Source organism: Maridesulfovibrio ferrireducens, assembly GCF_016342405.1.
Classification (GTDB): domain Bacteria; phylum Desulfobacterota; class Desulfovibrionia; order Desulfovibrionales; family Desulfovibrionaceae; genus Maridesulfovibrio; species Maridesulfovibrio ferrireducens_A.
In genome coordinates this window covers 237,419-250,988 of the sequence record NZ_JAEINN010000001.1, presented here as the reverse complement: position 1 = coordinate 250,988, position 13,570 = coordinate 237,419, and the positions used below count along the sequence as shown (strand labels likewise).

Sequence of the window (13,570 nt, the reverse complement as noted above, 5' to 3'; positions counted from 1 at the left end):
GGGGCTTTTTAATTCATAATGTACTGAGACTATTCAGCTGGTTCATCAAATGAATAATCAAGTTCGGAAAGCTGCTTGAGAAGTTTATATCTCTGCAAACAATCCTTTTCAATTCCAGAACGCAATGTCTTGGAAGTCTCGGGCATCATGCGCTCGAGCATTGCGTAGCGATTTTCTCCGGACAGGAATTCCTGAAGAGTTCCATCTGGGTTCTTGTATTCAAGAATAAGAGGATTCTCACCATTTTCAGCGCGGCGTGGGTCAAACCTGTAAAGAGGCCAATAACCGGAATCAACAGCAAGTTTACCTTCGTATTGAGTTTTACCCATACCCTTCTTGATTCCCTGATTGATACAAGGTGCGTATGCGATAACAAGGGATGGTCCGGGGTAGGATTCCGCTTCAAGGAATGCTTTCATTACCTGATTCTTGTTAGCACCCATGGATACGGATGCTACGTAGACGTAACCGTAAGTCATCATCATACGTCCAAGATCTTTCTTGGCAGTCAGCTTGCCACCGGCTGCAAACTTAGCGATAGACCCGAGTGGAGTCGCTTTAGAAGCCTGACCACCAGTGTTGGAATACACTTCGGTATCCATTACCAGTACGTTGATATCCTTGCCGGAAGCAAGAACGTGGTCAAGACCGCCGAAACCGATGTCATATGCCCATCCGTCACCACCGAAGCACCATACTGACTTCTTGGTGAAGATATCTTCCTGCTCTTCAATTTCGCAAAGCAGATCACTGCAATCAGCTTCAACTGCAAGAAAGTCACGAAGTTTGTCACCGTATTCAAGTGATTTCTGAGCATCATCTTTATTTTCAATCCAGCCTGTCATGGCTTCGCGCAAGTCTGAACTGATATCGCCTTCCATAGCCTGCTTCATGAGCACAACCAGACGGTTACGACGATTGGAAACAGCCATTTCCATACCGAAACCATATTCTGCGGCATCTTCAAATAAAGAGTTACCCCATGCTGGTCCGTGGCCTTCCATATTCTCGCAATATGCAGTGGAAGGAGCCGATGCGGCCCAGATAGAAGAGCAACCTGTTGCGTTGGCGATAATCATGCGCTCACCGAAGAGCTGGGTCAGAACCTTTGCATATGGAGTTTCACCACAACCTGCGCAGGCACCGGAGAATTCCATCAAAGACTGCTGAAACTGGCTGCCCTTAACAGTTGTGCGAGGCAGAATGTCATCCTTAAAGGAGACAATCTCAGAGAAGTCATAGTTAGGAACCTGAACCTCTGTCTGAGAAGCGATAGGTTTCATAACCAGAGCTTTTTCTTTCGCAGGACAAATGTCCGCGCAGTTTCCGCAACCCTGGCAATCAAGGGAGTTGACTTGCATACGATACTGCAGACCATCAAATCCTTTACCCTTGGCTTCAACAGTTTCAAAACTATCAGGAGCAATTGATTTTTCTTCTTCGTTGACAAGCACGGCGCGTAAGGCACTGTGCGGACAGACGAATGAACACTGGTTACACTGGATACAATTTTCTTTGATCCATTCAGGAACCAGAATTGCTACACCGCGTTTTTCAAAACGGCTGGTTCCCATTGGGAAACGTCCGTCTGGAGAAAATGCGCTGACAGGTAATTTGTCACCTTTCTGAGCAAGGATGGGGTTAACAACATTTGTGATGAATTCAGGCTCGAAAACTTCTTCGTCCTGCGCATCTACAGCTGTTGCCCATGACTCAGGATATTTTATTTCGTTGATGTTAGCTTCAGCTTCATCAACAGCGGAATTATTCATATTGACGATTTTATCGCCCTTTTTACCGTATGCTGCTTTAATTGACTCTTTAAGGTAAGCAACTGCATCCGCGAAAGGAATAACTTTTGCTAATTTAAAGAATGCTGTCTGCATGATCATATTGATGCGGCCGCCAAGACCGACTGCACCTGCAATCTTAACTGCATCAATTGTGTAGAACTTAAGATTGTTCTCAGCAATTTTGCGGCGAAGCTTTGCGGGCAATTCTGCTTCCAGTTCTTCAAGTCCCATGCTGGTATTCAGCAGGAATGTTCCGTCGGCACGAATTCCGTCAAGCAGATCGTAAAGTTTTACGTAACTTGGATTATGACAAGCTATGAAATCTGATATTTCAACAAGATATGTTGATTTAATAGGATTATCACCAAAACGCAGATGCGATACAGTGATACCACCTGATTTCTTGGAATCATAAGCAAAATAACCCTGAGCAAACATATCGGTTTTATCACCGATAATTTTAATTGCCTGTTTATTTGCACCGACAGTTCCATCGGAACCGAGACCCCAGAACTTACACTGAACAGTGCCTTCAGGAGTAACGTCCAGATTCGGGCCGACTTCAAGAGAAAGGCGGGAAACATCATCATTGATACCGACAGTGAAGTGATGTCTTGGAGCAAGAGCCTTCATGTTGTCGTAGATAGCCTTGACCATGGAAGGAGTAAATTCCTTGGAACCGAGGCCGTAACGACCAGCGTGAACAGGAAGATCAATATTCATTTCTCTGAGAGCAGTACAAACATCAAGATACAGAGGATCACCGATAGCGCCGCCTTCTTTGGTGCGGTCGAGAACAGTAATCTGCTGAGTAGTTGCAGGTAATGCGCGTCCCAGATGTTCCATTGAGAACGGACGGAAAAGTCTGACTTTTACAAGTCCAAGTCTTTCACCCTGTGCATTCAGCCTTGTGATGGTTTCTTCAATGGCTTCACAACCGGAACCCATAGCGATGATAATATCTTCAGCTTCAGGATCACCAACATAGTCGAATAATTTGTATTCGCGACCGGTGATATCCGCCACTTTTTTCATTGCATCTTCAACGTGACCAGGAACTGCATCTCTATAAGGATTGATTGATTCAAGAGCCTGGAAATAAATATCCGGATTCTGAGCAGTTCCTCTGGTGTGAGGATGTTCAGGATTCAGTGCGCGATCACGGAAGTCTCTGACTTTTTCCCAGTTAAGGGCTTTTGCCATATCTTCATAGTCGATAAGTTCGACTTTCTGAATTTCATGAGAAGTTCTGAAACCATCAAAGAAATGAATAAACGGAATGTCTGATTCGACAGTTGCAAGATGTGATACAAGCGCAAGATCGAGACTTTCCTGAACAGAGTTGGAAGCCAGCATTGCAAATCCGGTCTGACGACAGGCCATTACGTCCTGATGATCACCGAAAATGGAAAGAGCGTGGCCCGCTAAAGCGCGAGCTGAAACATGAAAGACTGTGGGGAGAAGCTCACCGGCAATCTTATACATGTTAGGAATCATCAGAAGAAGACCCTGAGAAGCTGTGAACGTACAAGAAAGGTTCCCAGCTGCTAGAGCACCATGAAGAGCTCCAGCGGCTCCGCCTTCTGATTGCAGTTCGCGAACTTCCATCGTGGTTCCGAAAATATTTTCTACTCCCTTAAGGGCCCATTCATCAGCGAATTCAGCCATAGGTGAGGAGGGAGTGATCGGATAGATAGCTGCGGTTTCGCACATAGCATATGCTACGTATGAAGCGGCTTGGTTGCCATCCATAGTTTTCATTTTTTTAGCCATTATACTTTCTCCGTGTCTTTTGGTTGGGAAGGCGTGCAGGGACGCATCTTAGCATATGTGTATACCGCTTGCCTACCCGTAAAATAAGGGCACAACCGATTATTATCAACATACCACAATTCCGAACTGACGCAACCGAATTAAATTTAACTTATAAAACTTGTTGCAACACTAGACTGATACTTTCACACTCTGGCCAGCCTCCTCCTCAGCTTGAGCTTGAATAGCCGTAATCGCTACAGTATTTACAATATCGCGAACCTGACACCCTCTGCTTAAATCATTAACAGGCTTTTTAAGCCCCTGCAGTATCGGGCCTATAGCAACTGAATCGGGTACCGATCTTTGAACAGCCTTATAAGTATTGTTACCTGTATTGAGATCAGGGAAAATTAATACAGTAGCCTTTCCCGCAACTGCGCTGTTCGGCATAAGTTCTGCTGCAACATCGGGATCAATTGCCGCATCATACTGGAGAGGCCCTTCCACGGCCAACCAGGGTGCTTTTGCACGAACAATTTCAGTAGCTTCCATCACCTTATCGACATCTTTGCCTTTGCCTGAAACACCTGTTGAATACGAAAGCATTGCCACCCTCGGTTCAACACTGAAAATTTTCGCAGTCTCAGCTGAGCTGATCGCAATCTCAGCCAGCTCCTGAGCATTGGGATTCGGATTTACAGCGCAATCTCCATAAACCATAACCTGATCATTCTGGCACATGAGGAAAACGCTTGAAACAATTGATACACCGGGCTTTGTTTTAACAAATTCAAACGCGGGTTTAATCGTTTGCGCTGTTGTAGTAATCGACCCAGAAACCATACCGCCTGCTATGCCTTTCCAGACCATCATTGTTCCAAAATATGTCGGGTCGCTCATGCGGTCACGAGCATCCTCTTTCATGATACATTTGTGCTTACGAAGCTCGTAATAATCATCCACAAACTTCTCAAAATACTCTGATTTAACCGGATCAATAACATTTATGCCCTTAAGACTGATATCAAGGTTGGACGCAATCTGCCGTACTTCATCTTCGTTGCCGAGCAGAGTTAGATCCACAACATCTCTGCGTTTCAAAATATCCGCAGCTCTTAAAATCCTTTCACTTGTTCCTTCCGGTAAAACAATATGCTGCTTTTTCTCACGGGCTTTATGAAGCAACGTATGCTCAAACATGAATGGAGTAATTCTTGAAGATGTTGTTGAAACCAGTTTATGTTGCAATTCATGCGAATCTACACATGTTTCAAAAAGTCCAAGTGCAGATAAAACCTTAACTTTATTTTCAGGATCAATGGTTCCGTGTAAACCTTGCAGGATTTGCGCGGTTCTATAAGTATGATCTGGAACAATAAGAATAGGTATAGGAACGCCTTTCCAGCCTTCTATCAAATGATGCACGGTTGTTGCCGGCTGTATACCACCTGTCAACAGAATACCGGCAATCTTGGGGTAGACATCAGAAAGGCGCGAAGCCAGACTTGCAAGGATTATATCCGAACGGTCTCCAGGGGTAATAATGAGACTTCCCTCGCTCACATACTTCAAAAAATTCTCAATCTGCATCGCGGCAACAACGTAATCATTTACAGGTGTTTCCAATCTGTCTGCACCGTACAAAACTCTACAATCAAGCCATGTCAGAACATCTTTTACAGTTGGATTTCCAAGTCGTTTGTCGTCAGGAATTATATAGACAAGAGGTTTATTATCACTACTAAAACCAGATTTAATCCTATCAACCAAATCACTGGAAAACTTCTTCTCCGCCCTGTTGATCATAACAGCGATGACGTCCAACCCCTTTTCTTTAAACAATTCAAATGTCCGCTGAGACAAATCACAGATTTCATCTTCCTCACTATTCATGCCGTTAAGCACTGCCAGCACCGGACAACCGAGATTGCTCACAACGTCCATATTTATCTCAAATTCAACAGCGGCCTCTCCGCCCAGATAATCAGAACCTTCGCAAAGTACAAAATCATATTGCTGCTGGAGATCTCTGAACTTTCCAAGAATATTTTCCATTAATAAAGAATGCTTGCCATCATTAAGCATACGAGTCGCCTGACTTTGGGTGTAGGCGTAAGTTGTCTTATATTCTTGAGGGAGTTTAAAATGGCGCAAAATTAAATCGATATCATGATCCCGCCCTCCGCCAAAATCGTCGTGAATAATAGGCCTGAAAATCGCAACCTTACGTACATGAGTCAGCAACAGCTGCATTACTCCGAGCACTATGGCGGACTTACCGCTACGAGCTTCTGTCGCCGCTATATATAAACAATTCGACATATCATCTCCGGATTAATGAACTGAAATAAAAACTCACTCTAGCAGAAGTTGTTTTTTATTTCACTCTTCTATTTCTATTTGTAGGAGACATCCCGGCAGCGGACGCAGGAGGTGCTGATGAGGTCCGCCTTACTGCCAAGTCGTAAGCGCTACAACTCGATGTTGCGATGAGCAGGCAAACTATAGCGTCACTGCCGGGGAAATGCTTGCGAGGCATTTTGATGTCTCCCATGACAACTCGAAACTTTATCCGTAATTATTACGCCTTGCGGGTAGCGTAAATCAGAACGAATAAACAAACTGTTGTCATATATTGTCGACCGATAATTCTTAATTTTTTCAATTAAGAAGCGCCGTAAAAAAAGCAAAAGCAGAAGGGACGTTTTTAGTTGTTCTCTCGCTTTTTAAATCCGACTTCGGTCAGAAAATTTTTATCTTCAGGACGTAAGAATCGAGCCCGACGCATTTTCACGACAGGTTTAAAAGCTACAATATACTGTAAATGTTAAATATCTTTCAAGAATGTTTCCGGGCGATAAAAACGTATCGCCCGGAAACAAGAGAGTAGTCTTACTTAGGCATTACAGCCCATGCGGGAAGTACATTCAAATCGATACCCCAGAGGATCGGCAGGGCGTAAACAACGGAGAACGTTATTAAGAACGCTCCGAGTATGTTCAGCCAGAAACCGGCCGCGGCCATCTGTTTAATCGAAACGCACCCGCTACCGAAAACAACCGCATTAGGCGGAGTTGCAACCGGAAGCATGAATGCGAAAGAAGCAGAGACACAAGCTCCAACAATTGTTGCGAGAGGGTTAACACCCATAGCAATTGCAGCACTACCCATGATAGGTACCAGCAATGTTGCAGTCGCAGTGTTGGAAGTTATTTCAGTCAGGAAGATTGTTATCAGAACAACCAATCCGACAAATACAAGCAAAGACATGCCTTCAAGCATAGTCAATCTGGATGCGATATAAGAAGCAAGTCCGGTTTTTGAGAAACCGTTCGCAATTGCCAGACCACCACCGAAGAGCAAGATTACATCCCAGGGAATTTTAACAGCGGTCTTCCAGTCAAGTAGAAATTCGCCTTTTTTAAAATCAGTAGGAATAGCAAACAGAATCAAAGAACCGAGGATACCTATTGTGGCATCTGCAACATACTTAAAATTAGGCCAGAGTTCTTTCATAAAAGAAGCTTTCACAAGGAATCCACGAGACAACCAGAAAGCAGCAATAAAGCAACCGACGATTACTATATACTTCTCTTCTTTGCTCATGGGGCCTAGCTTTCTTACTTCTTCATCAATAATAGCTTCACCACCGGCAAGCTCCATTCCCTTGGTCGGGAACAAAATCTGCGTGAGAATCCACCATGAAACACCGATCATAATCACAGCAAGAGGAACACCATACATCATCCATTGACCGAAACCGATTTGTACGCCGTACATTTTGTCGACCATACCGACCATTACAGTATTCGGAGGTGTACCGATAATTGTTCCGACACCACCCATTGATGCAGCATAGGCGATACCAAGCATAAGACATTTACCAAAGTTTGATTCAGGACCGGAACTTGGACAAGCTCTGAGAGTCTGTGAATCAAAACCTGTTGCCTGCTGAATAACAGCCAGACCGATGGGAACCATCATCATTGCTGTTGCGGTGTTGGAAACCCACATTGAAAGAAAACCGGTAGCAATCATGAATCCGAGAATCATACGTCCCGGACTTGTTCCAACGGCTTTAATGGTATGAATTGCTATACGACGATGCAAATTCCATCTTTCCATTGTGACTGCCAGAAAAAAGCCACCCATGAAAAGATAAATCAGATGATTGGAATACGGGCCACATGCTGCGGCCGATTTCATAACCCCGAGAATCGGAAACAAAGCGATAGGCAGTAGAGCTGTCGCCGGAATTGGAATAGCTTCTGAGATCCACCAGATTGCCATCAGAGCAGTTACAGCTGCAACTTTCCAAGCCCCCGGTTCCATCCCGCTTGGCACCGGCATAATCAACATTAATGCAAATACGATAGGCCCTAAGAAAAAGCCGATTCGTCTACCATTACCACTGTCCTTTTGAGCGCTCATAGTCCCTCACTTTGCGCTTATGCAGTCTGCGGACAAACTAAATGCAATCTGGTGCTCTGTTTAGAAAACAGACTGTCAACGCACCTTAATCACACCCTACCTAATCCTTATGCAGACCACTGATAACTCATATACAAGACCTCATCACCTATTTTACCTTTCCGGCTTCATTTGAAGCCGGAAAGGATTTTTCAAGTTAAATTCCCAAATCATAAGATTCAATAAAGTCATTGACGCGAGTTCTGGAAGCAGCCAGACGTTCACGCAATTCTTTTTTATACTCTTCAATATCAATCGTGATTTGAGCCACTCCAGTGTCCATTGCAGCCTGTGCAACAGCGGCGGATTCAAACTCGATCAAACGCAGATCAAGAGGTTTAGGAATAATATAATCAATACCGAACTCAAGTTTATCAACCCCGTAAGCTTCGCAGACATAATCAGGAGTCGGCTCTTTTGCCAGAGCCGCAAGAGCATTAGCAGCTGCAATTTTCATTTCTTCATTAATGGTGGTTGCACGAACATCAAGCGCACCTCTGAAAATGAAGGGGAAGCCAAGAACATTGTTGACCTGATTAGGATAGTCAGAACGACCGGTTCCCATAATAGCGTCGGGTCTTGCTTCTTTAGCATCAGTATAGCTGATTTCAGGATCAGGATTAGCACAGGCAAAGATGATAGGTGAATCCGCCATGGATTTAACCATATCTTTTGAGACTATACCCTTTGCGGAAAGACCAAGGAACAGATCTGCGCCCTTCATGGCATCAGCTAAGTCCTTGTACTCTTTGTCTGTTGCATATTCCAGCTTTTGAGCATTCAATCCTGAGCGGCTTTTGTTGATGTGTCCTCTTGAGTCAAACATAGCAACGTTTTCACGTTTGATTCCGAGTGACATATAGAAGTTGGTACAAGCGATAGCAGCTGCGCCAGCACCGGAAACAACAAGACGCATATCAGCAATTTTCTTACCGGTAATTTCTGCGGCATTGATCAGTCCGGCACCTGAAATAATTGCGGTTCCGTGCTGGTCATCGTGAAAGACCGGAATATTCATTTCTTTTTTGAGCTTTTCTTCAATGTAGAAACACTCAGGAGCTTTAATGTCTTCGAGGTTGATACCACCGAAAGTAGGCTCGAGTGCTTTTACGATAGCGCAAAGTTCGTCAGGATCAGTTACATTAAGGTTAATATCGAAAACATCGACATCTGCAAAGACTTTAAATAAAACACCTTTGCCTTCCATAACAGGCTTACCTGCTTCAGGACCTATATTTCCAAGACCAAGAACAGCAGTTCCGTTTGAAACAACTCCTACCAAATTTCCACGACCTGTGTAGAGATATGATTTTTCCTTATCTGCAGCGATTTCCATGCAAGCTTCGGCTACGCCGGGACTGTAAGCCATGGAAAGGTGTTTCTGAGTTGCACAAGGTTTAACCGGAACAACTTCAACTTTACCTCTTCTGCCTTTGGAATGATAATCAAGCGCTTCCTGTCTAGTGAAAAGAGCCATAACTTTCTCCTGAGTTAACCGTTGTATTCGACCTCTATTTTAGCAATAAGTATTTATTTAAAGACCTGCGGCTTTACGATTCGGAACGGCGTAAAGTTCTCCGCCATGACAATCGTTGATGACCAGTAAAGGGAAGTCTTCAACGGTCAACTCACGGATAGCTTCCGGGCCGAGCTCGTCAAAAGCTATTACCTTTGCTTCTTTGATGCACATAGACAGAAGAGCTCCGGCTCCGCCGGTTGCTCCGAAATAAACAGCCTTATTATCTTTAAGGGCCTGCTTAACTTCTTCGCTTCTCTTTCCTTTTCCTATGCTGGCTTTCTGCCCGAGACTGTGCAGACGGGGAGCATAAGTATCCATGCGATAACTGGTAGTTGGGCCTGCTGCACCGATCGGTCTGCCCGGAGGGGCCGGACTTGGTCCGACATAATAAACCACTGAACCTTTCAAGTCGAAAGGAAGAGGTTCTCCTTTATCAAGCAGGTCAGTCAGCCTTTTATGGGCGGCGTCACGTGCAGTATAAATAGTTCCGGTCAGTTTTACGACATCACCGGCTTTAAGCTGCACCATGTCCTCATCGGTAAGCGGGGTGGTGAGTGAATATTCAGCCATTATAAGACCACCTCCTCATGCCTTGACGAATGACACTGGATGTTAACAGCCAGCGGAAGACTGGCAATATGACAGGGACGCATTTCTATTTTCACATCGAAAACAGTGGTTTTACCCCCAAGTCCCATGGGGCCGATGCCCAGTTTATTAATATCTTCCATAAGTTCAGCTTCGAGTTTTGCGATCTCAGGATCAGGACTCGGCTCACCTACTTTTCTCATGAGAGACTTTTTAGCTAAAAGTGCGGAGTATTCAAAGGTTCCGCCGACACCGATACCTACCATTGTGGGAGGACAGGGATTCGGACCGGCTTCCGCAACGCGTTCGATGACATATTTCTTGATACCTTCCCAACCCTGAGCAGGGGCAAGCATGGTAACACGGCTCATATTTTCAGAACCGCCGCCTTTTGCCATAAAGGTAATTTTGATTCTGTCACCGGGGACGATATCAAAATGAATGATCGCAGGAGTATTATCGCCTGTGTTTTTACGGGTCAAAGGATCACAGGAGGATTTTCTAAGGTAACCTTCCTCATATCCCTTGCGGGTTCCTTCTGTGATGGCTTCACGCAAGGTCATTCCTTCAACTTGAACATCTTCGCCCACGTCTACGATATAAACGGCGAGTCCAGTGTCCTGACAAAGTGGAAGACCTGATTTTTCGGCCAGTTCCCAATTTTCTTTGATCTGCCTGAAGACTTCTTTGGCAGCAGCGGAATCTTCCGCAGCAGCACATTCTTCAAAACGTTTACGTACGTCTTCCGGCAAGTAGCGGTTTGCGCTTACACACATCTTCGCCACAGCATCAATGACAGTTTCAGCTTTAATAGTTCGCATCATCTACTTCCTGAATATTTCCTTAATAGCGGTGATACCCATCTTGCGACGCAGGAAGCCTAACTGGTTCTGTAAAGGAAGATTCTTAGGACAGACATCTTCACAACCAAGTAAGCCCATACAACCGAAGATTCCTTCATCATTTCCAATTATTTCAAAATAATCTCTATCAGTACGCTGGTCCCGAGGATCAACAACGAATCGAGCAATACGGTTAAGAGCGGCGGCCCCGATGAAATCGTCACGCAAACGGGCAGTACCACAAGCGGAGACACAGCAACCGCACTCAATACAACGTTCGAGTTCGTAAATCTGTTCGGCAACATCATTTTCCATACGTTCTTCGATAGCACTATCTTCAAATACTTTATGAGTATGAACCCATGACTCTGTAGTCTGATACATGTCTCTGAACCAGACTCCTGTATCAACTGAAAGATCACCGATCAGTTTAAAAACCGGAAGAGGCAACAAAGTTATCCGAGTTGGAAGGTCAATAGTCTTTGTCTGACAGGCCAGTCCGGGACGGCCGTTCACAACCATGGCACATGCTCCGCAAATACCTGCGCGGCAACAGAAATCGAAGATCAGGCCGGGGTCCTGTTCCTCGCGCAAGCGATTAAGTGCAATGAAGAGGGTCATGTTCTCAGTCTCATCCAGAACAAAAGTCTGCATGTGCGGAACGGAACTCTTCTCCTGCGGATTATAGCGGAATATATCGAATTCGAGTTTTCTGCTCATTTTGTGTTCCTTGATTACTTTCAGGAGTTTATCTCTTGATCATTTTTGCTTCAATCTCAGCCTTGTCAGCTTCGATTATCTTTCCGGCACCGTAACCGCGATCTCCCGGTGGAATTTCGTATACGGGAGTGACTTCTTCATACTTAAGTTCAGGCATATCATTGCCTTCAGGCCAGTATGCAAGAGTTCTCTTGAGCCAGTCGCGGTCATTACGCTCGGTGAAGTCTTCACGATTGTGAGATCCACGGCTTTCAGTACGAACCAGAGCAGCCTGCGCAATACAGAGTCCGAGTTTGACCTGCCCTACAATCTTAAGGGCGGCAGCCATTTCGTGGTTGGCTCCAACACCATTTGAAACAAGACCGACTTTGCGGGCTTTTTCAAGAGTACCTTTAAGAGTTTCAATACAAGTCTTAAGACCCGGATCACTTCTGAATACGAAGCAACCCTGCATGAGAGCTTCCTGCAACTCTTCACGCACTCTGTAGACATTCTCGGTTCCGTTGGTTTTATGAGCAAGATTGTGCATTCTTTCTTCCTGCTTACGAACAGCATCAGCAATAACATCAGTTTTAAACTGAGTTTCGTAACCTTTCAAGAATTCAACAATCTTAACCCCGATAATACCACCGGCTACAACGGTTTCTGCAAGTGAGTTACCGCCGAGTCTGTTAAACCCGTGCATATCCCAGCATGCGGCTTCACCGGCTGAGAACAGACCTTTCAGACCATAAACTGCGCCGTCTTTATTGGTACGAACACCGGCCATGGTATAATGCTGAGTAGGACGGACAGGAATAAGCTGTGTGCGGGGGTCGACATTAAGGAAGTTTTTACAGATTTCATCAACTTCACGAAGCTTGGTGGAAATGTGCTTGTCACCAAGATGGCGGATATCAAGCCAGAGATGTTCACCGTAAGCAGATTTAACGCCTTTGCCTTCACGCATATGGTGAGTCATCCAGCGGGAAACAACATCACGGGAAGCAAGTTCGGCTTTCTCAGGCTCATAAATGTTCATGAATCTTTCTTCATTAACATCGAGCAGAGTTCCACCGTCACCACGGCAACCTTCCGTTACCAGAATGTCGGTAGGCACAATTCCGGTGGGATGAAACTGAATAGCTTCAGGATTCCCGATAGGAACAACACCTGTATCGTGAGCGATAATATGTCCGCCACCGTCACAGATTACTGCGTTGGTAGTGGCTTTATAGATACGGCCGAAACCGCCGGTACAAATTGCAGTTGATTTGGAAAGGTAAACTTCCAGTTCTCCGGTACGCAGGCAGCGAACAACTGCGCCGGTACAGGTATCACCGTCATGAATCAAAGAAATTGCTTCTTTGCGGTCAAGAACAGTAATTCCAAGCTGGGCACACCTGTTATCCATAGTACACATAACAGCATGGCCGGTTCCGTCAGAAGTATAGCAGGTACGCCATTTAGCGGTTCCGCCGAAAGAACGTGCAGTGATTAGACCGCGTTTCTCTTCTTTCTCTTCTTTGTCAAATTTTTCTCCGCCCTTAAAGTAGAAAGACTTTCCGGGAACAACTCTGTTCCAGGGCACTCCCCAATGAGCCAGACGTCTCATTTCAATAGGTGCGGCATCCGCAAAAAGTCTTGCCACTTCCTGATCACAACCCCAGTCAGAACCGCGGACAGTATCACCAAAGTGAACGTCTACGCTATCGCCTTCCCCTTTGACACAGTTGCCGAGCGCGGCCTGCATTCCACCCTGAGCCGCAGAAGAATGAGATCTGCGGGCAGGAACAATGGAAAGGCAGATTACGTCAAAACCTTCCTGTGCGGCTTCAACAGCCACTCGCTCGCCCGCCAGTCCGGCGCCGATGACAAGGAGATCAGAGTAATATGTTTGCATT

General features: G+C 45.3%; 9 protein-coding genes. All 9 read right to left on the bottom strand.

Annotated elements, in window-relative coordinates; genetic code table 11:
• Positions 1-29: 29 nt before the first annotated feature.
• The gene (gene nifJ / locus JEY82_RS01080; RefSeq protein ID WP_304081776.1) at positions 30-3,566 is read right to left on the bottom strand and encodes a pyruvate:ferredoxin (flavodoxin) oxidoreductase; all 3,537 of its coding nucleotides are present in this window, start codon (positions 3,564-3,566) and stop codon (positions 30-32) included.
• Positions 3,567-3,737: 171 nt separating this feature from the next.
• Complete coding sequence (gene pta / locus JEY82_RS01075) at positions 3,738-5,870, bottom strand: phosphate acetyltransferase (RefSeq protein WP_304081774.1); 2,133 nt, start codon at positions 5,868-5,870, stop codon at positions 3,738-3,740.
• Positions 5,871-5,925: 55 nt separating this feature from the next.
• Positions 5,926-6,087, bottom strand: a complete 162-nt coding sequence (locus JEY82_RS01070) for a hypothetical protein (protein ID WP_304081772.1) — start codon at positions 6,085-6,087, stop codon at positions 5,926-5,928.
• 353 nt (positions 6,088-6,440) lie between these two features.
• Positions 6,441-7,979 carry a DASS family sodium-coupled anion symporter gene (locus JEY82_RS01065; protein WP_304081770.1) on the bottom strand — a complete coding sequence of 513 codons (1,539 nt, stop codon included), beginning with the start codon at positions 7,977-7,979 and terminating at the stop codon, positions 6,441-6,443.
• A gap of 196 nt (positions 7,980-8,175) precedes the next feature.
• Positions 8,176-9,495, bottom strand: coding sequence for a malic enzyme-like NAD(P)-binding protein (locus JEY82_RS01060; protein ID WP_304081768.1), 1,320 nt, complete (start codon positions 9,493-9,495; stop codon positions 8,176-8,178).
• Positions 9,496-9,552: 57 nt separating this feature from the next.
• Entirely contained in the window at positions 9,553-10,107 is a 555-nt protein-coding gene (locus JEY82_RS01055; RefSeq protein WP_304081766.1) for a Fe-S-containing hydro-lyase, read from the bottom strand.
• Entirely contained in the window at positions 10,107-10,946 is an 840-nt protein-coding gene (locus tag JEY82_RS01050) for a fumarate hydratase (RefSeq protein ID WP_304081764.1), read from the bottom strand. The genes JEY82_RS01055 and JEY82_RS01050 overlap by 1 nt, the downstream gene beginning before the upstream one ends.
• A 3-nt stretch (positions 10,947-10,949) precedes the next feature.
• The gene (locus tag JEY82_RS01045; protein WP_092160312.1) at positions 10,950-11,687 is read right to left on the bottom strand and encodes a fumarate reductase iron-sulfur subunit; all 738 of its coding nucleotides are present in this window, start codon (positions 11,685-11,687) and stop codon (positions 10,950-10,952) included.
• Positions 11,688-11,715: 28 nt separating this feature from the next.
• The gene (locus JEY82_RS01040; protein WP_304081761.1) at positions 11,716-13,569 is read right to left on the bottom strand and encodes a fumarate reductase flavoprotein subunit; all 1,854 of its coding nucleotides are present in this window, start codon (positions 13,567-13,569) and stop codon (positions 11,716-11,718) included.
• Between the last annotated feature and the right edge of the window lies 1 nt (position 13,570).

Excerpts from the sequence above, each read along its gene's own strand:
- JEY82_RS01045 (WP_092160312.1), bottom strand. The coding sequence starts at position 11,687 with ATGAGCAGAAAACTCGAATTCGATATATTCCGCTATAATCCGCAGGAG.
- JEY82_RS01050 (WP_304081764.1), bottom strand. The coding sequence starts at position 10,946 with ATGCGAACTATTAAAGCTGAAACTGTCATTGATGCTGTGGCGAAGATG.
- nifJ (WP_304081776.1), bottom strand. The coding sequence starts at position 3,566 with ATGGCTAAAAAAATGAAAACTATGGATGGCAACCAAGCCGCTTCATAC.
- JEY82_RS01055 (WP_304081766.1), bottom strand. The coding sequence starts at position 10,107 with ATGGCTGAATATTCACTCACCACCCCGCTTACCGATGAGGACATGGTG.
- JEY82_RS01070 (WP_304081772.1), bottom strand. The coding sequence starts at position 6,087 with ATGCCTCGCAAGCATTTCCCCGGCAGTGACGCTATAGTTTGCCTGCTC.
- JEY82_RS01040 (WP_304081761.1), bottom strand. The coding sequence starts at position 13,569 with ATGCAAACATATTACTCTGATCTCCTTGTCATCGGCGCCGGACTGGCG.
- JEY82_RS01065 (WP_304081770.1), bottom strand. The coding sequence starts at position 7,979 with ATGAGCGCTCAAAAGGACAGTGGTAATGGTAGACGAATCGGCTTTTTC.
- pta (WP_304081774.1), bottom strand. The coding sequence starts at position 5,870 with ATGTCGAATTGTTTATATATAGCGGCGACAGAAGCTCGTAGCGGTAAG.
- JEY82_RS01060 (WP_304081768.1), bottom strand. The coding sequence starts at position 9,495 with ATGGCTCTTTTCACTAGACAGGAAGCGCTTGATTATCATTCCAAAGGC.